The sequence below is a fragment of the Pandoraea sp. PE-S2T-3 genome, assembly GCF_002179965.1.
GTDB lineage: Bacteria > Pseudomonadota > Gammaproteobacteria > Burkholderiales > Burkholderiaceae > Pandoraea.
In genome coordinates this window covers 22,229-44,328 of sequence record NZ_NGUQ01000015.1, presented here as the reverse complement: position 1 = coordinate 44,328, position 22,100 = coordinate 22,229, and the positions used below count along the sequence as shown (strand labels likewise).

Sequence of the window (22,100 nt, the reverse complement as noted above, 5' to 3'; positions counted from 1 at the left end):
CATGAACCGTTACGTCCCGATGCTGGCCATCCCGTTCCTCGTGAGTGCCGTGCCGGCAGTTGCGTCGAGCGTGGTGCCCGATAGCTGGCAGGCTGTCGGCGACGACGTGCTCGCACACGCCACCGGCAAATACGCGCAGCAAAACATGATCACGGGCTTTCAGCTCGTGATGCAGTCGCAATGGCAAATGCCGACCGGCGCCAGTCTTGCGGCGACCGGCGTGCTCGGTGTGAGCCAGAACGCCAATAACACGGGTTATCAGGTCCAGACCGCTGCCGCGACCGGCATCATCCCGGGTCTGGTCAACGCGACAACGCCGATCACACAGGCCGTGGCGGGTGCCGCGAGCGTGCTGGTCAATGGTGTGGCACAGATCACGCAGGTGGCCGGCGACGCGAACAACGCGCTCAACAAGGCCACCATCCAATACGCCCCGGGCGTCTCGCTGTCGATGCTGGTGCCGACCAGCGCGCAAGGGCAGAGCAATTCCCAAACGACCGTGGGCAACCTGAGCGCCAGTGTGGCGATCACCTCGGCGGGCATGCAAATTGCATTGAATACGCCCAACGGCAATCTTGGGCAGAGCGTCGCCGGCGGTGCCGGTGGTGCGATGAATCAGATCATGCAGGTCGTACAGGTCGCAGGCAATGCGCAGCAGGTGATGAACACGCTGCAATTGAATCTGCAAACGAATCCGCTCACGTCGAACGCCCTTCGACAGGTCGGTGTTCAGAACGCGTTGGCGAACATGGTCGCCGGGCGTCGCTGAACAAGCAGGTGGCTCTCGTTGCCGACGTAACGTTACGAAATGGTAACGGGACGGTAACGGTAACGAGAAGCCGGCAGCGCCCGGAGCAAGTCGCGGGCGCCATGAAAACCAAGGGGCAACGCCGCGTAGCAGTTGAAGTCGGCACATGATGCTGACCCGCGATCCCAGCGGGGCTTACCGGTGGCATCGGTGGCATCGGCCGGCAAGAACGTGGCGCACAAGAGGGTGACGTCGGCAGGGTTGGCAACAACGGCAAAGCAACCTGCACGCGTCGCTCCGCAGTCGAGCAGCAAGGACAACCGTCGTTTGGAAACACGTGTTTGTTGGATTGCGCGCGGCACGACGTCGCGAGGCGCTCGCCGCACTTTTACCCGGGGGGGATCATGAAGACTCACCGTTTTTTTCCCGTTGCCGCCATTACTTGGGGTGTACTGCTTTTCACGCTATCGGCCCAGGCTCAGGAGCATACGGACCCATCGCCGGATAACCGTCTCCAGATGTTGATGGACATGGTTGACCGGCAGCAGCGGGAAATTTCTTCTCTGAAGCAACGCCTGACCGACATCGAGATGGCGCAACGCGGTCGCGGGCTCACCGCCTGGGACACTGCGCAGATCGCGCAAGTCTCGCCCGGTGACGGCTCCGCTGCCGGCTCGGCGGGTACGCCGGGGGGTGGCGCGGCGGGGGCAGCTGGCCCGACGTCCGCCACGCCGATCGGCGAAACGCAGCAGATGCAAAAGAGCACGAGCGACTCGCAACGCACACCGGCTGAAGAGGCGGTGGTGCAGGCGCAGCACGCACCGCTCTTCGACCGCAAGCTCACCATCGACGCCGGTATCAGCTACAGCTACTACGATCGCCGGCAACTCGTGCTGAGCGGCTTTCTCGCGCTCGATGCCATCTTTCTCGGTCAATTGAATCTCGGCGAAACCAAGGCCAACGTGTGGACGTTCGACGTCAACACGCGCTACGGGATCAACGACCGTTTGAGCGTGGCGTTCGACGTGCCGTATCTGTATCGCAACTCCGACTTCATTTCGGGCGGGGTGGGCGGTGCGTCATCGGCGATCAGCGATATCAGCAAGAACTCGGCGAACATCGGCGACGTGAACGCGTCGTTGTATTACCAGATCGTCAAGGAATCGCAGAACTGGCCCGACATCGTCGCGTCGTTCCGGGTGACCGCGCCGACCGGTACGTCGCCGTTTGGCATCAAGCTCGGCACGCCCGACCCGACCAACAACAACCTGACCACGCCGTCGCGTCTGCCCACGGGTAACGGCATCTGGGCGTTCACGGCCGGGTTGTCGTTCCTGCGCACCTACGATCCGATCGTGTTGTTCGCCAACGTGGCTTACACCTACAACGTGGCCCGTACGTTCGACGACATCTCGACGATCGAAGGCACGACCACGCCGGCGAAGGTCAAGCTCGGCGACATCGTGCAGGTGGGTGCCGGTATGGCGTTGGCGCTCAACGACAAGACGGCCCTGTCGATTTCGTACTCGACGGCCATCTCGCGCGCCACGAAGACCGCGACGCCGGGTGGGCCCTACACCACGGTGGCGGGCAGCACGACCAACGCGGCGTCGCTCAACTTCGGCATCAACTACGCGATCGACAAGCACTGGACGGTCAACGGTTACGTCAACGCCGGCATGTCGCCGGATGCCCCGAACTACGTGATCGGGGTGCGTTTCCCGTACACGTTCTGATGACGAAAAAAAGCCCGGCCGATGTTGGCCGGGCGGTTTTGATGGTGATGGGGTGAAGCGGTAAGTTCGACGTTGGCGGGCGGGTGCTGACTCAGCGCATTTTCAGCGCGGCAGCCGCGACGATGTGGCGTTGATGTTCAGGCTGGTTCGTTGCAGATTGCTTTGCGCACTGGCCACCACGGTGCGTGGCAGGTTCGACGTCGAGGCTTGTGTGGGTTTCGGCGACGGGACGGGCGGGATCACTTCATCCCACAGGCGCACGTTGTTCGCCGTTGTCATGGTCGCGTTGACCGGGGCGATCGCCGAAGCGGCGCCGCCGGGCACATTGGACACGACAAGGGTGCGTTGAGCGTTGGTCGCGCGAGTGCTGTTGAGCAGCGCGTCGCTCACCGCGGCCGGTACGGCGCCAACGTCCAGCGAGTCGGCGTAAGCCGGTGTGGTGATGCACGCAACGGCCACGCAAAACATGGCAGTGCGCGTCTTGCTGTCGAAGATGTATGACATGGCGTGCCCCCCGGCCTCCGCATGCTGTTCTCGCGATACTGGCTGTATTTTATTGCGCGTTTACAGAAAGGAAAGGGGAAAAAAGTAATAGCTTGCTTTCGCGTGTTTGAGTAATTAATTTACGCAAACTGCGTTTTGTCGCGCAAAGGCAACATCGATGGGCGTCACAGGTCCGCTGGCTCGCCGTTACGCGGGCTTCACGCATAAACTGCTCGGACAACGAGGTGATGCCTGACACGTAAAACCGGATCACAAAAGACCGAAGACTTCTTCGGTTTTTTGCTGGAGGCGCGGCTCCCAGGGTGGGCCGAAGTCCGTAGAAAACATGACAAAACGACAGGCGTCACAAAATTAGCGGGAAACGGGAAGTGGGGAACGGCGGCGCAGAGGCCGACCGGATCGACAGGGGAAACCATGCGTGTGCTGGTCGTGGGTGAGGCTGCCACCTGGCTGAGCGGCCTGCAAGTCGCGTTGCAAACCGAGGCGAACGCGACGCCACCAGTCCTGCGTCACGTGGAAGATGTCACGGGACAGGACTGGCTTTGGCTGCGCGAGCTGCCGTCGCGGCGTGCGCTCGTGCTCGATGAGACGATTGCGCGCACACCGGCCGTCGACACCTTGTGCGCGGTGGCGAGCGAATGCACCCCGCCGGTGCCGGTGATCGTCGTCGGCGATGCGGGTTTTCCCGACGAAATCATTCGCTGGCTTCAGGCGGGCGTGACCGCCTGTCTGCCCTGGCCGAACTCGCTTGCGCGCATTCGTTCGGTCTTCGACATGGCGTTTTCGGGCGGCCGTTACGTGCCTGAAGAGGCGCTCTCGGCGTTGCTCGTACTCTGGCGTCAGGAGGCATTGGGCGAAGCACTGCCGCTGTCTCGCATGCCGGTGTTTCCGCTCGGCGGCGACAAGGCGACGCAACTGGCCGAGTCGGCGTTATTGGGCATCTCGCAGCGCCAGTACGAAATTCTCGCGCTGCTCTCGCGCGGGTTGTCGATCAAGACCATCTGCCAGCAACTGGTGATCTCCGAGGGCACCGCCAAGACGCATGTCTCGGCCTTGTACCGGCGGCTCGGCGCACGCAATCGCGGCGAGGCCATCTACATCGCGGCACAGCGTGGCGCGCGGCATCTCTTCGAGACGTGATCGACGCGCACGTCCTCATTCGTCGTCCCTATTTCGTACCGCAAAACAACGCCCCCGCCGGATAGTACTCATGCGGATGGCCGAGTGCACGCACTCGCATTACCATAGGCGTTCGTTTGCAAACGCGGTTGCAGACTCATTGGCAATCTCATTTGTAACCCTTGCAGCCCATTTTTTGAGGTGTCCTGCTCGCGGGCAGGGCGCCGGAGTTGACGGCAACGCCCGTCGATGAAGCACAGGAGTCCACGTTGTCCAAGTCGTTCGAAGCTTCGCGCTCACCGCAGGCCGCTCAGGCCAACACCGCTGCTGGTACGTCTTCCTCCCAACTGCCTCCCGATTCCACGGCTTCCACAGGCGCTGCCGGTGCTGCCAATACTTCTGGTTTGCCGGGCAAGGGCGCGCTCGCCGGGGTGAAGGTGCTTGAACTGGGCACGCTCATCGCCGGGCCGTTCGCCGCACGCATGCTCGGCGAGTTTGGTGCCGAAGTGATCAAGATCGAAGACCCGGAGCACGGCGACCCGCTGCGCAAGTGGCGCAAGATGCATCCCGATGCGGGCGGCACGTCGCTCTGGTGGGCTGTGCAGGCGCGCAATAAAAAGTCGGTGACGGTCAATCTCAAGGCGCCGGAAGGTCAGGCCATCGTGCGCAAGCTCGCAGCGCAGGCCGACATCGTGGTCGAGAACTTCCGCCCCGGTCTGCTTGAGCGTTTCGGGCTCGGTTACGAACAACTCTCGGCCGACAATCCGGGCCTGGTGATGGTGCGGCTCTCGGGCTACGGCCAGACCGGCCCGTACCGCGACCGGCCCGGCTTCGGCGCGATTGCCGAGTCGATGGGGGGCTTGCGTCACATCACGGGCTATCCCGAACTGCCGCCGCCGCGCATCGGTATCTCTATCGGCGATTCGATTGCGGCGTTGCACGGGGTGATCGGCGCGATGATGGCGCTGCATCACCGCAACGTGAACGGCGGGCGAGGGCAGGTGGTCGACGTCGCGCTGTATGAAGCGGTGTTCAACCTGATGGAGAGCGTGGTGCCCGAGTACAGCGTGGCGGGCATGGTGCGTGAGCGCACCGGCGCGTCGCTGCCGGGCATCGTGCCGTCGAACACCTACCCGTGCGCAGACGGCATGATCGTCGTCGGCGGCAACAGCGATCCGATTTTCAAGCGGTTGATGCATGCCATCGGCCGCGCCGATCTCGCCGAAGACCCGGGGCTCGCACACAACGATGGCCGTGTGCCGCGCACGCAGGAAATCGACGATGCGATCGGCGGGTGGACTCGCGCGCGTCCTATCGATGAAGCGCTCACCGTCTTGCAAGGGGCGGATGTGCCCGCGAGCCGAATCTACACGGTGGCAGACATGTTCCAGGACCCGCAGTTTGCCGCGCGCCAGATGATCCAGCGTTACCGGTTTCCCGATGGCACGCCGATCGATCTGCCGAACATCACGCCCAAGCTATCCGATACCCCGGGCGAGACCCAGTGGCTCGGCCCGGCGCTGGGCGAACACACGGATGAGGTGCTTGGGCAACTGGGTTATGATGCCGGGCAAATCAAGACCCTGCGCGAGAACAAGATCATTTGAGTGATCGCTGGCGCAGGATCACGGGGTGCCGTACCGACGGTGCCGACTTCGCCCGGTGTGACCGGGGCAAGGTCGGACGGCTCGCGCAGGCGTCTCGTGAATAAAGCACGTCGAATAAAGAAAGAACGCTGCAACCACGGAGACAATCACCATGCAACGACGTCAGTTCGTGACGGCTCTTGCCGCCACCGGTCTGCTGAGCGCAGGCATTCGCCCGGGCTTCGCACAAGCCAAACTTGAAAAGACCAAGATCGCTATCGCCGTCGGCGGCAAGAACCTGTTCTATTACCTGCCGCTCACGATTGCCGAGCGCCTGAACTACTTCAAGGACGAAGGCCTCGACGTCGAAATCTCCGACTTCGCCGGCGGCTCGAAAGCGCTTCAGGCACTCGTCGGCGGCAGCGCCGATGTGGTCTCGGGGGCTTACGAACACACTATTCTGTTGCAGGCCAAGAACCAGTTCATCCGCGCCTTCGTGCTGCAAGGCCGCGCGCCGCAGATCGTGTTCGGCGTGTCGAACAAGACGATGCCGAACTACAAGTCGCTGGCTGACCTGCGCGGCAAGAAGATCGGCGTGACGGCACCGGGCTCGTCGACGAACATCATGGCGAACTTCGTGCTCGCCAAGGGCGGCGTGAAACCCAATGAAGTGGCGTTCGTCGGTGTCGGTGCTTCGTCGGGCGCGCTCGCGGCGATTCGCTCGGGCAACATCGACGCGATCGTCAACCTCGACCCGGTCATCACGATGCTGGAGCGCGACAAGGAGATCCGCGTGATCTCGGATACGCGCACGCTCAAGGAAACGGTGTCGGTGTTCGGCGGCAATATGCCCGCCGGCTGCCTCTACACGAACGAGTCGTTCATCCAGAAAAATCCGAACACCACGCAGGCCCTCACCAATGCCATGGTGCGTGCGTTGCGCTGGTTGCAGACGGCAGGCCCGTCGGACCTGATCAAGACGGTGCCCGAAGCGTATCTGCTCGGCGACCGCGCGCTGTACCTCGATGCATGGAGCCGCGTGAAGGAAGCCATCTCGCCGGACGGCATCATTCCCGCCGATGGTCCCGCGACGGCGCTGCGCACGTTGCAGGCATTCGATGAGACCGTGAAGGGCCGCCCGATCGATCTGGCGAAGACGTTCACGAACGAATTCACCAAGAAGGCCGACGCCAAGTACAAATGATGACTGCGCCGGCTCTGAGTTTTGACAGCATTACCTGCACGTTCGTCGCGCGCGACGATCGTCGTCAGCGCTACACGGCCGTGGCCGACACCTCGCTCGACATTGCGCCGGGCGAGTTCGTGTCGGTGGTCGGCCCGACCGGTTGCGGCAAGTCGACGCTGCTCAACGTCGCGGCGGGGCTGCTGATGCCGTCGTCGGGCACGGTGAAAGTGTTTGGCGAGCCGCTCACGGGGATCAACTCGCGCGCGGGCTACATGTTCCAGGCCGAGGCGCTGATGCCGTGGCGCAACGCGATCGACAACGTGACCGCCGGGCTGGAGTTTCGCGGCGTCGCGCCGGAAGAGGCGAGGGCGCGCGGTGACGAGTGGCTCAAGCGCGTGGGGCTGGGCGGTTTTGGCGACCGGTATCCGCATCAGCTCTCGGGCGGCATGCGCAAGCGTGTGGCCATGGCGCAGACGCTGATTCTCGATCCGGACATCATTCTGATGGACGAACCGTTCTCGGCGCTCGACATCCAGACGCGTCAGTTGATGGAGAACGAACTGCTCGAACTGTGGGCCGCCAAGCGCCGCGCCGTGCTCTTCATCACGCACGATCTGGACGAGGCGATTGCGCTGTCCGACCGGGTGGTGGTGCTGGCCGCCGGGCCGGGCACCCATCCGATCGGCGAGTTCCGCATCGACCTGCCGCGTCCGCGCGATGTGGCGGAAATTCGGAACCTGCCGCGCTTCACCGAGCTGCATGCCCAGATTTGGGATGTGCTGCGCGAAGAAGTGTTGAAGGGTTATGCCCAACAGCTCAAGGCCGTCTGAGCGTCATGGGACAAATCGTGACCTTCCTGAGCTTCGTGAGCCACCAGATCACGTTGGCCCCCTGAACATCGGGTGCGGCTGGGTCCAGTGGTTCGACTGGATGGATTGCTTCGATTTGCCCGACATCTTCGGCTGGTTCGATTGGCTTGTCTGATATTCCCGGAATTCGTTCGTCATGCGTAATCGTTCGATCATGCGCCATTTGCGGTTGTGGCAATGGCTGCTGCTGGTAGTGAGTTTTCTGGTCTGGTATGTCCTGACCAGCCCCACACTGCTGCCGGCGTTTTATTTCGATAGTCCCGACAAGGCTGCCTTCTTCTTCGGGGAACCGCAGAAGGTGCTGTGGCAGATCTGGCAGTGGTTTGCCAGCGGGGAAATCTATCTTCACCTCGGCGTGACGTTGCTCGAGACCGTGCTCGCATTTGCCATCGGTACGGTGGCCGGGCTGGCGGTCGGTCTGTGGCTCGCGCTCTCGCCGGCCGCCGGCGCGTTGCTCGACCCTTATATCAAGGCCGCCAACTCGATGCCGCGCGTGATTCTGGCGCCGATCTTCGGGGTGTGGTTCGGGCTCGGTATCTGGTCGAAGGTGGCACTCGGCGTCACGCTGGTGTTCTTCATCGTGTTCTTCAACGTCTATCAGGGCGTGAAGGAAGTCAGCCCGGTGGTGCTCGCCAATGCACGCATGCTGGGGGCGAATCAGCGCCAGTTGCTGCGCCGGGTGTATCTGCCGAGCGCGACGAGCTGGGTGTTCTCCAGCTTGCACAATTCGGTGGGGCTGGCGTTTGTCGGTGCCGTCGTGGGCGAGTATCTGGGGTCGGCGCGTGGCGTGGGCTACCTGATTCTGCAAGCCGAAGGCACGTTCGACATCAACGCCGTGATTGCCGGGGTGCTGATTCTGACGGCGTTTGCGCTGGTGCTCGACGGGCTCGTCGGTGTGGTGGAGAAGCGACTGCTGGTCTGGCAGCCGCAGGCGGGTGAAACCGAAAAGATGTAGGCATCCGACGCCTCGTGAGCGTCATATCCGGGGACCTTTCCTCGGTTACAATTGCCCACATGCGAATCCTGCTCAGCAACGACGATGGGTATCAGGCGCCAGGCCTGGCCGCGCTTTACGAAGCGCTGGCCCCGCTTGGCGACATTACCGTGGTGGCGCCCGAACAGAACTGTAGCGGTGCGTCCAATTCTCTGACCCTCCAACGGCCGCTGTCGGTCTTCAAAGGCAGCAACGGGTTCACTTTCATCAACGGCACGCCGACCGATTGTGTTCACGTTGCGCTGACCGGGCTGCTCGACGAGCGGCCCGACATTGTGGTCTCCGGCATCAACAACGGCCAGAACATGGGCGAAGACACGCTGTATTCCGGCACTGTCGCGGCGGCCACCGAGGGCTTTCTCTTCGGCATCCCGTCGTTCGCCTTCTCTCAGGTACATAAGGGCTGGGATCACCTCGACAGCGCCGCACGTGTGGCGCGCGACGTGATCGAGCGCTATATGGAGAGGCCGCTTGGTGCGCCGTTTCTCCTTAACGTCAATATTCCGAATTTGCCGTACGACCAGCTCAAGGGCGCGCAAGCGACGCGTCTGGGCAAGCGGCATCAGTCGCAGCCGGTGATCCGTCAGGAAAGCCCGCGCGGCGAAACCATCTACTGGATCGGTCCGGCCGGCGACGCGCGCGATAGCAGCGAAGGCACCGATTTTCACGCCGTGGCGCACGATTACGTCTCGGTCACCCCCTTGCAACTGGATCTCACGCATAACGCACGACTCGGTGTCGTGCATGACTGGCTGGCCAGCGCAGGGGTGGCCGGACAATGACGACACCGCCGAAGCGTTTTCCTCTCCCTCTGTCTGAAGTCATGACCCGTCGCCAACGCAAGGCGCCGGTGCTCGACAAGGCATCACGGGCAAGCCCCGCCGGTGCGCCGCCAGCCGCGATGACGCGCGCGGCGGCGACACCGACCAAGCCGTCAACACCGGTGACGCCGGTAGCATCGGGCAAGCCGGCGACAGGGAAGACCGCTTCGGCCAGTCACACGCCGAATCAACATCACGGGCTGCGCCCGGCTGCGACACCGATGGCGGGCGCGTCGGCACGGCCGACGGGTTCGACGGCACCGCGCCCCGTCACCCCGAAGGGGCTGGCGCGACCGGCAAGTGCGCCGCACGCGCAGCCTGCGCCTCATGGGGCCGGGCAAACGGTGAAAACGGCGCCGCGTCCGGTGCAGGGCAAAGGGCTTGCCGCGCCGGTGAAAGTTTCGACAGGCAACACTGCACGTCATGCGAAGCCGGTGCCGGTCCCTTCGCCGGACGGTATTGGGCTCACCTCGGAGCGCGTACGGGGCCGGATGGCTGAACGCGTTGCCGCATCGGGCGTCAAACACGCGGGTGTGCTGGCGGCGCTCGCGACGGTGCCGCGTCACGGCTTTGTCGATGCGGGTCTGGCCAATCAGGCCTACGAAGATGCGGCGTTGCCCATCGGTCATGGCCAGACGATTTCGAAGCCATCGGTGGTCGGTCGCATGATCGAGTTGCTGCTCGCGAGTGGCCGTCCGCTGGAGAAGGTGCTGGAAATCGGCACCGGTTGCGGCTATCAGGCGGCGGTGCTGTCTTGTGTGGCCCGCGACGTCTATTCGATCGAGCGGGTGCGCCCGCTGCATGAACGGGCGAAAGCCAACCTGCGGCCATTGCGCGTGCCGAACATCCGGTTGCACTACGGTGATGGCCGGCTCGGTCTGCCGGCCGTTGCGCCGTTCGACGGCATTGTGATCGCCGCAGCCGGACTTGAAATTCCGGATGCGCTGCTCGATCAGCTCGCCGTTGGCGCACGTCTCGTTGCCCCGGTGGGCGGCGAGCAACAGATTTTGACCCTCATCGAGCGTGTCGGTACGCGCCAGTGGCGCGAGACGCAGCTTGATAGGGTGTTATTCGTCCCCTTAAAATCGGGCATCATCTAAGCCCGTCGGGCCTATTCTGCGGAGGAATTGAGTGAATTTGCGAGCGGGTATTCAACAACGCGTCGCCAGTGTTCTGTTGCTGAGCATGCTGGCAGCATGCGCATCGCGACAGGTCGGCGCCCCGGTCGTTGACCGTACCGTAGGCGGTACGACGACCGACAGCAGTGTGACGGGGGCTCCCGTCATCGACAATACGCCGGTGCCACCGGGCTTCTACCGCGTCAAACCGGGTGATCGTCTCTATCGGATCGCACTGGAAAACGGTCAGAACTATCGCGATATCGCGCGCTGGAACAACATTCAGAATCCGGACCAGATCGAAGTCGGTCAGGTGCTGCGTGTGAAGCCGCCTGCGGGCGATACCGGCACGCCGCTGCCCGCACCGATTGGCAGCACGCCGTCGACGGCAACCACGAGCCCCAACCCGGCTTCGGTGCCGCCTGCGGTGGTGCCGCCGCCGAGCAGTTCGGCAGCGACGGCCGCACCGAGCGCAGTGTCGAGCGGTGATCTGGCGCTGTCGTGGCCGGCCAAGGGCAGTGTGGTCGGCCGGTTCGACGATTCGAAGAACAAGGGGTTGAACATCGCGGGCAATGTCGGCGATCCGGTGTATGCCGCCGGCGCGGGCAAGGTGGTGTACTCGGGGGCCGGTCTGCGAGGTTACGGCAACCTGGTGATCATCAAGCACGACTCGACCTTCTTGACGGCGTATGCGCACAACCGCACACTGTTGGTCAAGGAAGGCGACAGCGTCACGCGCGGTCAGAAAATTGCCGAAATGGGCAACTCCGATGCCGATCGTGTCATGTTGCATTTCGAGGTGCGCCGTGATGGCAAACCTGTGGATCCGATGAAGTATTTGCCGCCTCAATAAACAAGGCAGGGTCGAATGCTCAAGAGAAAGCGTCGTACTTCGCAAGAGGAAGACCTCGCTGCCCCGGAACCTGATCAGGAAGTTGACGATCGGCAATCCCGGCAGGAAGAGGACGTGGACGACGCTTTCGACGAGCGCGAGGCGGAGGAGGATGACGCCCCGTCATCCGACGAAGAAGGCAGCGGTGAGGGCGCGAGTGAGACATCGTCGGGCGGACGCAAGCGCAAAGCTGCCGATGGCGACGATTTCGGCACGGTGCTTCAGGCCGAACTCACTGCCGATACCGTCCAGCACTATCTCAATCGCATCAGCGTCAAGCCGCTGCTCACGCCCGCCGAGGAACTCGATTACTCGACGCGTGCGCAAGCCGGCGAGTTTGCCGCGCGGCAGGTGATGATCGAGCGCAATCTGCGCCTCGTCGTCAGCATCGCCAAGGGATATCTCAATCGCGGCGTGCCGCTGCTCGATCTCATCGAAGAGGGCAACCTCGGCCTCATGCATGCGATCGAGAAGTTCGACCCGGGCCGCGGCTTCCGTTTCTCGACTTACGCCACGTGGTGGATTCGCCAGAGCATCGAGCGCGCCATCATGAATCAGGCGCGCACGGTGCGTTTGCCGGTGCACGTGATTCGCGAGCTCAATCAGGTGCTGCGCGCCAAGCGCCATCTGGAGAAGAGCGCGGCTTATGTCGACGGCGGCGAGCAGCGTGACGCGAGCATTGAAGACATTGCCGATCTGACGGGCAAGACGCCCGACGAAATTACCGACATTCTGGCCCTCAACGAGCACGTGGCTTCGCTCGACGCCCCGCTTGAGATCGATCCCGGCAGCAGCCTGCTGGATCTGCTGTCTGACGATCATGGCGTGGCGCCCGAGCAGGAAGTCCAGCATCGCGAGCTGGAGGACCTCATGCGCCTGTGGCTGTCGCGGCTGTCGACCAAACATCGCTATGTGATCGAGCGCCGCTTCGGCCTCAATCGCGTTGAGCCCGCCACGCTCGAAGAGCTCGCCGACGAAATGGGGCTGACCCGCGAACGCGTGCGCCAGATTCAGCAAGAGGCGCTCGTCAAGCTCAAGCGCTACTTCGCCTCGAACGGCGTGCGCAAGGACGCGGTGCTCTGAGTCGCTGGTGGACGTCGTGTCGCTTGCGCCGGGTGGCTCAGGGGGGCTGGTCGCCCTGATGGTCTCGATCTCGAGTGAGGGCGACGGGCGGCACTGCCGGTCGCCTCGCGCCGTGCGACAGCCTTTTTCATTCCTTTCCCGAATTTCATCATGGCATCTCCCGTACTCGTCTTCGACATTGAAACGATTCCCGACGTCGACGGTTTGCGTCGACTCGAACCGGCCTACGCCGGCATGACCGACGACGAAGTGGCCGAAGCCGCTTTCGCCGCCCGGCGCGCCAAGGTCGGACACGACTTCCTGCCCCTGCATCTGCACCGGATCGCTGCGATTTCGTGCGTCTTTCGCGACCGCGACGGCTTTCGCGTGAAGTCGCTCGGCACACTGGAAGACGGCGAGGCGGCACTGGTGTCCGGCTTCTATCGCACCATCGAGAAGTACGCGCCGCAGTTGGTGTCGTGGAACGGCGGCGGTTTCGATCTGCCCGTGCTGCATTACCGCGCGATGATTCACGGCGTCGCTGCCCCGCGGTATTGGGACATGGGCGAAGACGATCGCGAGTTCAAGTGGAATAACTACATCAGCCGTTATCACCAGCGCCATCTCGACCTGATGGATCTGCTGGCGATGTATCAGGCACGTGCCAACGCACCGCTCGACGATCTGGCGAAGCTGTGCGGATTTCCCGGCAAGCTGGGCATGGATGGCAGCAAGGTGTGGGAAGCGTATCGCGACGGCAAGCTCGAAGAGATCCGTAATTACTGCGAGACCGATGTCGTGAACACGTATCTGGTGTACTGCCGCTTTCAGTTGATGCGCGGTGGTCTGCGTCAGGCGGAGTACGAGCAGGAGATCGAGTTCGTGAAGCGCTCGCTCGGTGACGAGACGGCGCCGCACTGGAAGGAATATCTCGACGCGTGGATTTGATGCGACAAGTGGGAAGGCGGGCGCGAATCGATTAAAATGCCGGGTTTGCTGTCGCCATGAGAACAAAGACGTGACCCGCTCCTCCCGAAACTCCTCGCGCGGCCGGCCGAGTGCCGAGCCCGGCATCATCGATATCGAATCGCTCGACATGGAAGCGCGCGGCGTTGGCCGCACCGCGCCCGAAGGTGAGCCTGGCACGCCGGAATTCAAACCCGGCAAAGTCATCTTCGTCGAAGGTGCGCTGCCCGGGGAGCGCGTCAAATACCTGAGCTATCGCCGCAAACCCAAGTTCGAACAGGCGGAAACGCTGGAAGTCCTGCGTTCGAGCTCGATGCGCGCCAAGCCCCAATGCCCGCATTTCGGCAAGTGCGGCGGCTGCTCGATGCAGCATCTGGAGCCGCGCGCCCAGATCGCCATCAAGCAACGCGTGCTCGAAGACAATCTGGCGCGTCTGGGCAAGGTCAAGGCCGAGACGATGCTGCGCCCGATTCAAGGGCCGGACTGGGGGTATCGCTTCCGCGCTCGTCTGACGGTGCGCTACGTACCCAAGAAGGGCGGTGTGCTGATCGGCTTCCACGAACGCAAGAGCAGCTACGTCGCCGATATGGATTCGTGCGAAGTGCTGCCGCGCCGTATCTCCGACATGCTGGTGCCGCTGCGCCGGTTGGTGGAGTCGCTGTCGATTCGTGAGCGTCTGCCGCAGATCGAACTGGCTATCGGTGCCGACGTGACCGCCCTCGTGCTGCGCATTCTCGAGCCGCTCACGCCGACGGACGAAGATATTCTGCGCATGTTTGCCGATGCGAACGCGGTTCAGTTCTGGTTGCAGACCAAGGGGCCGGACACCGCCGTGCCGTTCTATCCGCTCGAGCCGGAACTGCACTACACGCTGCCGGAATACCAGATCCGGATGCCGTTCAAGCCGACGGACTTTACGCAGGTCAATCACCAGATCAATCGTGTGCTGGTGCACCGTGCGCTGCGACTGCTTGCGCCTGAATCGACGGAGCGCGTGCTCGATCTGTTCTGCGGTCTGGGCAACTTCACGTTGCCGCTCGCGCGTCGTGCCGGCACGGTGATGGGTATCGAAGGCAGCACGGCGTTGACCGAGCGCGCACTCGCCAATGCCGAACGCAACGGTGTCGCGGAGCACACGGAATTCGCCTGCCGAAATCTGTTCGACATCACGGCGGAGGACATTCGCGCGCTGGGCGCTTTCGACCGCTATCTGATCGATCCGCCGCGCGAAGGTGCACTCGCTGTGTCAAAGGCGCTGGCTGAGCTTGCTCAGCAAGGCTATGAGGGGCTGCCCAAGCGCATCGTCTACGTGTCGTGCAGCCCGGCAACGCTGGCGCGTGACGCTGGGCTGCTGGTGCACGAAGCGGGCTATCGCCTGACGCAGGCGGGCGTGGTGAACATGTTCCCGCACACGTCGCACGTGGAGTCGATGGCGGTGTTCGAGCATGAAAGCATCGGCCAGCCGTGGGTGCCGCGTGTGCGCGTGTCCGAGGCGGACCCGGACGCGGCGGCCGACGAGGGTGTGGAAGCCATCGCCGGTGTGGCAGACGGTGAGGGCGTGATTCACGAAGACGCCTGATCCGGTCCTTGATCCAGTCAAAGAAAAAGCCAGTCCCGAGGGACTGGCTTTTTTATGCCGCGAGGCAACTGCTTAAGACTGGGGCGGGCGCGCAGCCCGCCGGAGCCGGTCAGTTGCGGTTGCCGCCCAGCACGCCGAGGATGGCGAGCAGGTTGGTGAAGATGTTGTACAGGTCGAGGTAGATCGCGAGCGTGGCGGTCACATAGTTCGTTTCGCCGCCGTTCACCACGCGCTGCACGTCGAACAGGATGTAGGCCGAGAAGATCGCGATGGCGAGCACCGAGACCGTCAGCATCAGGGCCGGCAGTTGCAGCCAGATGTTGGCGATCGAGGCGACGATGATCACCAGCACGCCCATGAACAGCCACTTGCCCAGACCGCTGAAGTCACGCTTGCTGACCGTGGCAACCGTCGCCATCACGCCGAAGATCACTGCGGTGCCGCCGAACGCCAGCATGATGAGCGACGCGCCGTTCGAGAAGCCCAGCACGAAGCTCAGCATGCGCGTGAGCATCAGGCCCATGAAGAACGTGAAGCCGAGCAGCAGGGCCACCCCCACGCCGCTGTCTTTGTAGCGCTGGATGGCGAACATGAAGCCGAAAGCGATCGCGAGGAAGGCAATGACGCTGACCATCGGGCTGCCCGCGAAAAGCGCGAAGCCGTAGGTCACGCCCAGCCAGGCTCCCGCAATCGTCGGCAGCATCGACAGCGCGAGCAGCCAATACGTATTGCGCAGCACCTTGTTGCGCACCTGTACGGTCGTCGCGCCTTGCCCGCCGTAGCCGAAACGTTGGAAATCCTGGTTCATATATGGTGTTCTCCGTGGTCATTGTGCCCGCCAGCGGGGCCGGCAGACGTCGTGTGACGCTTTTTACGATGACCGGCGTGCGCCGGTTTATCCCCCGCAGCCGTTGGTCTGGCTTGTCGTCGATGTCACAGGATATCGAAAGATGTCCCGGAATGCGCTCAGAAGATGCCGAGAATGTTTGGGCAAATACCCGAAAATTCAAGTCGGCGGGATGCCGTCAACCTTTCCATGGCGGGAAGGTGAGGAATCCTGCTGCTGCGCAAATCTCGCCAACAAGCCGGACAGTCCCGGCCGTCCTGCGTTTGAGCGGTGCGCGCACTGTAGGTTCCATCACCATAATAACAGCCTTCGTGCTACAATTACGGGTTCATGTTGGTTATATAACTGCTTAATTTTTTGGAGTTTTTCATGGCAGTCGAACGCACTCTTTCGATTATCAAGCCCGATGCCGTTGCCAAGAACGTGATCGGCCAGATTTACAGCCGTTTCGAAGGCGCGGGCCTGAAGATCGTTGCTGCCAAGCTCGTGCAACTGTCGCGCGCCGAAGCCGAACAGTTCTACGGTGTTCACAAGGAACGCCCGTTCTTCAAGGATCTGGTCGATTTCATGATCTCGGGTCCGGTCATGATTCAAGTGCTGGAAGGTGAGGGCGCTGTTCTGAAGAACCGCGACCTGATGGGCGCTACCGATCCGAAGAAGGCCGAGAAGGGCACGATTCGCGCCGATTTCGCCGACAGCATCGACGCGAACGCCGTGCACGGTTCGGACGCCGTTGAAACGGCTGCCGTCGAAGTGTCGTTCTTCTTCGCTGGCCTGAACGTCTACGCGCGCTAAAGCGCGTTTAGCCGATCAGTCGCAAGAAGTTACCGAAGGGATGTTGATGGACCAGGCCATGACCAACCTCACGAATCTGCTTGATTACGATCCGGACGGTCTGGCCGCCTATTGCGGCACGCTCGGTGAAAAACCGTTCCGTGCGCGCCAGCTCCAGCGTTGGATCCACCAGATGGGTGCCGCCGATTTTGGCTGCATGACCGATCTGGCCAAGTCGTTGCGCGAAAAATTGCAGACACGTGCAATGATCGCTGCACCGACGATCATCACCGACCACGTGTCGACTGATGGCACGCGTAAATGGCTGCTGGATGTAGGTAACGGCAATGCCGTGGAAACCGTCTACATCCCTGAGGAGACGCGTGGCACGCTGTGCGTTTCATCGCAGGCGGGCTGCGCTGTCAATTGCCGGTTCTGTTCGACCGGCAAGCAGGGTTTCTCACGCAATCTCTCGCTCGGCGAGATCATCGGCCAGTTGTGGATGGCCGAATTTGCGTTGCGCCGCGATCTCGGGCGCGAAGGCAAGAACGAGCGCGTCATCAGCAACGTGGTGATGATGGGCATGGGCGAGCCGCTGCTCAATTTCGAGAACGTGGTGGGCGCGATGCGCCTCATGCTCGACGACAACGCCTACGGGCTGTCGCGTCGTCGCGTGACGTTGTCGACGTCCGGCGTGGTGCCGATGATGGATCGCCTGGGCCAGGAGCTGCCCGTGGCGCTGGCCGTCTCGCTGCACGCACCGAACGACGCGCTGCGCGATGTGCTCGTGCCGCTCAACAAGAAATATCCGTTACGCGAACTGATGGGCGCGTGCGAGCGCTACCTCGAAGTGGCCCCGCGCGATTTCATCACGTTCGAGTACTGCATGCTCGACGGTGTGAATGACACCGAAGCGCATGCGCGCGAGCTGGTCGCACTTACCCGCGACGTGCCGTGCAAGTTCAATCTGATTCCGTTCAATCCGTTTCCCGAATCGGGCCTGCTGCGCTCGAAGGATCCGCAAATCAAGCGGTTTGCGCAGATTCTGCTCGACGCAGGCCTCGTCACGACCGTACGCAAGACGCGCGGCGATGACATCGACGCGGCGTGTGGTCAGCTCGCCGGCGAAGTGCAGGATCGCACGCGGCTCGCACAGCGCGGCAAGTTCGGGAAAATCGCGGTCGAGGTGCGTACCGTATGAGGTTGCGCATGGGCGGGCAGGGACCGTGGCCAGGGCCGTCGGCCCGGCGCGTGCCATGCTGCCCGGCGGATCAGTCACGCACTACAGCATTCCTCGCGCGGGGCATCGTTGATGCTTCGCGCGATTTCGTCAGTGCCACATCGAATCGTCCGAAGCGTCGCGCAGATCTTCACGCCGCGCGCAAGGAGGGTGACGTGATGGCGCTGTCGCCAGCATATCCTCAGCCGCTGCGAGCGGCTGCTTACGAACGGGGGCGTATCGATGGATAACCAGAATCAGGCGGACGCAGGCGGGCAAACCGGGACTCAGGGCCAGGGGACGCCGTCGGGATCGGCCGCCGGATTGGCTGAGCTGGGCGCGCAGGTGGGTGCGCAACTGGCCGCATTGCGCGAGAAGCGCGGCATGTCGATCGAAGATGTGTCGGCGCGTCTGAAAGTCTCGGTGCAGAAGCTGCAACGTCTGGAATCCGGCCAGTGGGATGCCTTGCCGGAAATGCCGTTTATTCAAGGGGTCGTGCGCAGCTATGCGCGCATGCTCGGGGGTGACCCGGAACCGATGATCGAGCCGCTGCGCCGTTTTGGCCGCACCGCACCGATCGATGTTCCGCAGGCGCCGACGGGGCAGCCCAGTATTCCGAAGAGCCCCGTGCGCTTCCGCTCGCCGGTCGCCGCGTCGCAGGCCAAATGGCCGTGGGCACTGGCTGCGCTCGTGGTGATTGCCGGTGCCGCGTGGTACTTCGGCAATGCCCACAAGCCGACCCGTGGGTCGACCGAGGCCGCCGATCTGGCGAGTGCCGCGTCGGTGCCGGGGGCAGAAGCCGCCGAGCCGGCCAGTCAGCCGGTCGTGGCCGATGCGAACGGCACGCCGCCGGGTGCTGATGGCACCAACAATGTGAACACCGCTGCCAACAACGGCAACACGGAAAGCACCGTCAACACCGCGACGGCGAGCTCGGCGACGGCCGGTGCCGGCCTGATCGCAGCGGTCGATCCGACGCACGTCGTGGCGGGCATCGCGAACGCGGCAGCCTCCGCTGCCAAGGCCGCAGTGCCGACGCCGGCAGTTGCCGCTTCGGCAGCCAATGCTGCTGCGCCGGGCGCAGCAGGTAATGGCAAGATTGCGTTGCATCTGAAAGCAGATAGCTGGGTCGAAGTGCGTGCGAAGGACGGCAAGGTGCTGTACTCCCAGTTAATGCGAGCAGGTGCCGAACAGGAAATTACGGGCGAAGCGCCGTTCAAGATCGTTGTGGGTAACGTCGCGGGCGTCGAGTCGCTGGAGTTCAACGGTCAACCGGTCGAGATCAAGTCCCGTAACGCGGGCAACGTGGCGCGTCTGACGCTCCAGTAAGACCGAAAGAGGGTAATCATGGCTTCTGTAGAATGCATGCCGATCATTGGCGGTCCGGCACCGCGCCGTCAGTCGCGTAAAGTCGCGATTCGTTGGGGTGGCCAGCTCGTGACGGTCGGCGGCGATTCGCCGATTCGCGTGCAATCGATGACCAACACCGACACCGCAGACGCGATCGGCACGGCCATTCAGGTGAAGGAACTGGCACAAGCCGGCTCCGAACTGGTGCGCATCACCGTCAACACGCCGGAAGCGGCGGCGGCGGTGCCGGCGATTCGCGATCAGCTCGATCGCATGGGCGTGATGGTGCCGCTGGTGGGCGACTTCCACTACAACGGTCACAAGCTGCTCAACGACTATCCGGCATGCGCCGAAGCGCTGTCGAAGTACCGAATCAACCCGGGCAACGTCGGCCAGGGCGCGAAGCGTGACACGCAATTCGCGCAGATGATCGAAGCCGCTTGCAAGTACGACAAGCCGGTGCGCATCGGCGTGAACTGGGGCAGTCTCGACCAGTCGCTGCTCGCCCGCATCATGGACGAGAACGCCTCGCGCGCGACCCCGTGGGAAGCGCAGAGCGTGATGTACGAAGCGCTGATCACGTCGGCACTCGAGTCGGCTGAGCTGGCGCAGCGTGTCGGTCTGTCGGCCGACAAGATTCTGCTCTCGTGCAAGGTGAGCGCCGTGCAGGACCTGATCGCGGTGTACCGCGAACTGGCCAAGCGTTGCGACTACGCGTTGCATCTGGGGCTGACCGAAGCGGGCATGGGATCGAAGGGCATCGTGGCCTCGACGGCTGCGCTGGCAGTCCTGTTGCAGGAAGGCATTGGCGACACGATCCGTATTTCGCTGACGCCGGAACCGGGCGGTGCACGTACGGGCGAAGTGGTGGTGGCGCAGGAGATCCTGCAAACGATGGGTCTGCGCGCGTTTGCGCCGATGGTCATCGCTTGCCCGGGTTGCGGCCGCACCACGAGCACCGTGTTCCAGGAACTGGCCTCGAAGATCCAGTCGTACCTGCGTGAACAAATGCCGGTGTGGAAGGCGCAATATCCGGGCGTCGAAAACATGAACGTTGCGGTCATGGGCTGCATCGTGAATGGTCCGGGCGAATCGAAGCACGCGAACATCGGCATCAGCTTGCCGGGTTCGGGCGAATCGCCGGCAGCACCGGTGTTCGTCGATGGTGAGAAAGTGCGTACCCTGCGCGGCGACCATATCGCGGAAGAGTTCCAGCAGATCGTCGACGACTATGTGAAGACCCGCTACGCGCAGACCGAAGGCGCCGTTGCTGCCTGAGTCGATTCAGATCGATTGAAGCGGCGATGGACGCAGGATCAAGCGGGCAGGACAAAGAGAATATGACTGAAGAAAAGAAGAAGCGCCCCGCCAAGCTGGCTGGGGTCAAGGGCATGAATGACATCCTTCCGCAGGACGAAGCCCTGTGGGAGTTTTTCGAAGAATCGGTGCGCGCCATGTTGCGCGCCTACGGCTATCAACAGATCCGTACGCCGATTCTCGAGCACACGCAGCTGTTCACGCGCGGCATCGGCGAAGTGACCGATATCGTCGAGAAAGAGATGTACAGCTTCACCGATGCGCTCAACGGCGAGCAGCTCACGATGCGTCCGGAAGGTACGGCTGCGGCAGTGCGCGCCACGCTTGAGCACAATCTGCTGTACAGCGGCCCGAAGCGCCTGTGGTACTTCGGCCCGATGTTCCGCCACGAAAAGCCGCAACGCGGCCGCTATCGTCAGTTCCATCAGGTCGGCGTGGAAGCGCTCGGTCTGGCGGGCCCCGATGCGGACGTCGAAATTATTCTGATGTGCCAGCGCCTGTGGGACGACCTCGGCCTGACCGGCATCCATCTGCAACTGAATTCGCTGGGGCAGGGCGAAGAGCGCGCACGTCACCGTGCCGACCTGATTGCTTACCTCGAGAAGCACGTCGACCTGCTCGATGAAGATGGCAAGCGCCGTCTTTACACCAATCCGCTGCGCGTGCTCGACACGAAGAACCCGGCGATGCAGGCGATGGTCGAAGGTGCACCGAAGTTGATCGACTACCTCGGCGAAGACTCGATCAAGCATTTCGAAGGCGTGCAGTCGCTGCTCAAGGCGAACAACATTCCCTTTACTATCAACCCCCGTCTGGTGCGTGGTCTCGACTACTACAATCTGACCGTGTTCGAGTGGGTGACCGACAAGCTCGGCGCGCAAGGTACGGTGGCGGGCGGCGGTCGTTACGATCCGCTGGTCGAACAACTCGGTGGCGATGCCACGCCGGCGTGCGGTTGGGCGATGGGTGTCGAGCGCATTCTCGAACTGCTGCGCGAAGACGATCTGGTGCCGCAGGCGGAGGGCGCCGACGTGTATGTGGTGCACCAGGGCGAAGCCGCCGTGGCACCGGCACTGATCGCCGCAGAACGCATGCGCGATGCTGGCCTGAATGTCGTGTTCCATTGCAGCCCGGATGGCAAGGGCAGCAGCTTCAAATCGCAGATGAAGCGTGCGGACGCGAGCGGCGCAAGCTTCGCGATCATCGTCGGTGAGAACGAAGTGGCGTCGGGCGCGGCGGTGGTCAAGCACCTGCGCGCGGCCGATCCGTCGAACAATCAGACGAGCGTGCCGTTCGAAGGTCTTGCCGAGCACCTGATCGATGCCATCGTCGCGAGTGCCGACGAAAGCGTGAATGAAAGCCTGGCCAGCAATGGCGCAGGCAACGAAACGATTCACTAATCCAAGACGCCAG

General features: G+C 62.9%; 20 protein-coding genes. 18 read left to right on the top strand and 2 right to left on the bottom strand.

Going from position 1 to position 22,100, the window contains the following annotated elements; genetic code table 11:
- The first annotated feature begins 1 nt into the window (after position 1).
- Both CDV46_RS12430 and CDV46_RS12425 read left to right on the top strand, forming a co-directional pair.
- Positions 2-769, top strand: coding sequence for a peptidase C39 (locus CDV46_RS12430; protein WP_087688118.1), 768 nt, complete (start codon positions 2-4; stop codon positions 767-769).
- A gap of 383 nt (positions 770-1,152) precedes the next feature.
- Positions 1,153-2,484, top strand: coding sequence for a hypothetical protein (locus tag CDV46_RS12425; RefSeq protein WP_087722814.1), 1,332 nt, complete (start codon positions 1,153-1,155; stop codon positions 2,482-2,484).
- Positions 2,485-2,586: 102 nt separating this feature from the next.
- On the opposite strand, the gene CDV46_RS12420 is transcribed toward CDV46_RS12425, so the two are convergent.
- Positions 2,587-2,988, bottom strand: coding sequence for a hypothetical protein (locus CDV46_RS12420; protein ID WP_087722812.1), 402 nt, complete (start codon positions 2,986-2,988; stop codon positions 2,587-2,589).
- A gap of 414 nt (positions 2,989-3,402) precedes the next feature.
- On the opposite strand from CDV46_RS12420, the gene CDV46_RS27410 reads away from it, so the two are divergent.
- From CDV46_RS27410 to rlmD, 11 genes are all read left to right on the top strand, one after another.
- Complete coding sequence (locus CDV46_RS27410) at positions 3,403-4,128, top strand: helix-turn-helix transcriptional regulator (protein WP_249277506.1); 726 nt, start codon at positions 3,403-3,405, stop codon at positions 4,126-4,128.
- A gap of 383 nt (positions 4,129-4,511) precedes the next feature.
- On the top strand, positions 4,512-5,714 hold the full coding sequence (locus tag CDV46_RS12410; RefSeq protein ID WP_087688115.1) for a CaiB/BaiF CoA transferase family protein: 1,203 nt from the start codon (positions 4,512-4,514) through the stop codon (positions 5,712-5,714).
- Between the two features lie 151 nt (positions 5,715-5,865).
- On the top strand, positions 5,866-6,897 hold the full coding sequence (locus CDV46_RS12405; protein WP_087688114.1) for an ABC transporter substrate-binding protein: 1,032 nt from the start codon (positions 5,866-5,868) through the stop codon (positions 6,895-6,897).
- Entirely contained in the window at positions 6,897-7,709 is an 813-nt protein-coding gene (locus tag CDV46_RS12400) for an ABC transporter ATP-binding protein (protein ID WP_058380365.1), read from the top strand. Before CDV46_RS12405 ends, CDV46_RS12400 begins: the two co-directional genes overlap by 1 nt.
- 175 nt (positions 7,710-7,884) lie before the next feature.
- On the top strand, positions 7,885-8,703 hold the full coding sequence (locus tag CDV46_RS12395; protein WP_058379263.1) for an ABC transporter permease: 819 nt from the start codon (positions 7,885-7,887) through the stop codon (positions 8,701-8,703).
- 59 nt (positions 8,704-8,762) lie between these two features.
- The gene (surE, locus tag CDV46_RS12390) at positions 8,763-9,524 is read left to right on the top strand and encodes a 5'/3'-nucleotidase SurE (protein ID WP_087688113.1); all 762 of its coding nucleotides are present in this window, start codon (positions 8,763-8,765) and stop codon (positions 9,522-9,524) included.
- A gap of 41 nt (positions 9,525-9,565) precedes the next feature.
- Positions 9,566-10,663, top strand: coding sequence for a protein-L-isoaspartate(D-aspartate) O-methyltransferase (locus CDV46_RS12385; protein WP_441339333.1), 1,098 nt, complete (start codon positions 9,566-9,568; stop codon positions 10,661-10,663).
- Between the two features lie 85 nt (positions 10,664-10,748).
- Positions 10,749-11,534, top strand: coding sequence for a peptidoglycan DD-metalloendopeptidase family protein (locus CDV46_RS12380; RefSeq protein ID WP_249277563.1), 786 nt, complete (start codon positions 10,749-10,751; stop codon positions 11,532-11,534).
- A gap of 15 nt (positions 11,535-11,549) precedes the next feature.
- Positions 11,550-12,656: an RNA polymerase sigma factor RpoS gene (gene rpoS, locus CDV46_RS12375; protein ID WP_087688110.1), complete on the top strand. Its 1,107-nt coding sequence runs from the start codon at positions 11,550-11,552 to the stop codon at positions 12,654-12,656.
- Between the two features lie 150 nt (positions 12,657-12,806).
- The gene (locus tag CDV46_RS12370; RefSeq protein ID WP_087722808.1) at positions 12,807-13,583 is read left to right on the top strand and encodes a 3'-5' exonuclease; all 777 of its coding nucleotides are present in this window, start codon (positions 12,807-12,809) and stop codon (positions 13,581-13,583) included.
- 70 nt (positions 13,584-13,653) lie between these two features.
- Entirely contained in the window at positions 13,654-15,180 is a 1,527-nt protein-coding gene (gene rlmD / locus CDV46_RS12365; protein WP_254916036.1) for a 23S rRNA (uracil(1939)-C(5))-methyltransferase RlmD, read from the top strand.
- A gap of 109 nt (positions 15,181-15,289) precedes the next feature.
- Here rlmD and CDV46_RS12360 read toward each other — a convergent pair whose 3' ends face one another.
- Positions 15,290-15,988 (bottom strand): Bax inhibitor-1/YccA family protein, encoded by a 699-nt coding sequence (locus CDV46_RS12360; RefSeq protein WP_058379258.1) that lies wholly within the window; start codon positions 15,986-15,988, stop codon positions 15,290-15,292.
- 408 nt (positions 15,989-16,396) lie between these two features.
- Between CDV46_RS12360 and ndk the strand changes: the two genes are divergently transcribed.
- From ndk to hisS, 5 genes are all read left to right on the top strand, one after another.
- Positions 16,397-16,822, top strand: coding sequence for a nucleoside-diphosphate kinase (ndk, locus tag CDV46_RS12355; RefSeq protein ID WP_058379257.1), 426 nt, complete (start codon positions 16,397-16,399; stop codon positions 16,820-16,822).
- Positions 16,823-16,880: 58 nt separating this feature from the next.
- On the top strand, positions 16,881-18,002 hold the full coding sequence (gene rlmN, locus CDV46_RS12350; RefSeq protein ID WP_087688717.1) for a 23S rRNA (adenine(2503)-C(2))-methyltransferase RlmN: 1,122 nt from the start codon (positions 16,881-16,883) through the stop codon (positions 18,000-18,002).
- Positions 18,003-18,263: 261 nt separating this feature from the next.
- A complete protein-coding gene (locus CDV46_RS12345) occupies positions 18,264-19,349 on the top strand; it encodes a helix-turn-helix domain-containing protein (protein ID WP_087722805.1) in 1,086 nt (361 codons plus the stop codon).
- A gap of 18 nt (positions 19,350-19,367) precedes the next feature.
- Positions 19,368-20,648, top strand: a complete 1,281-nt coding sequence (ispG, locus tag CDV46_RS12340; RefSeq protein WP_058379255.1) for a flavodoxin-dependent (E)-4-hydroxy-3-methylbut-2-enyl-diphosphate synthase — start codon at positions 19,368-19,370, stop codon at positions 20,646-20,648.
- 62 nt (positions 20,649-20,710) lie between these two features.
- Entirely contained in the window at positions 20,711-22,087 is a 1,377-nt protein-coding gene (gene hisS, locus CDV46_RS12335) for a histidine--tRNA ligase (RefSeq protein ID WP_087722803.1), read from the top strand.
- The last annotated feature ends 13 nt before the right edge of the window (positions 22,088-22,100 follow it).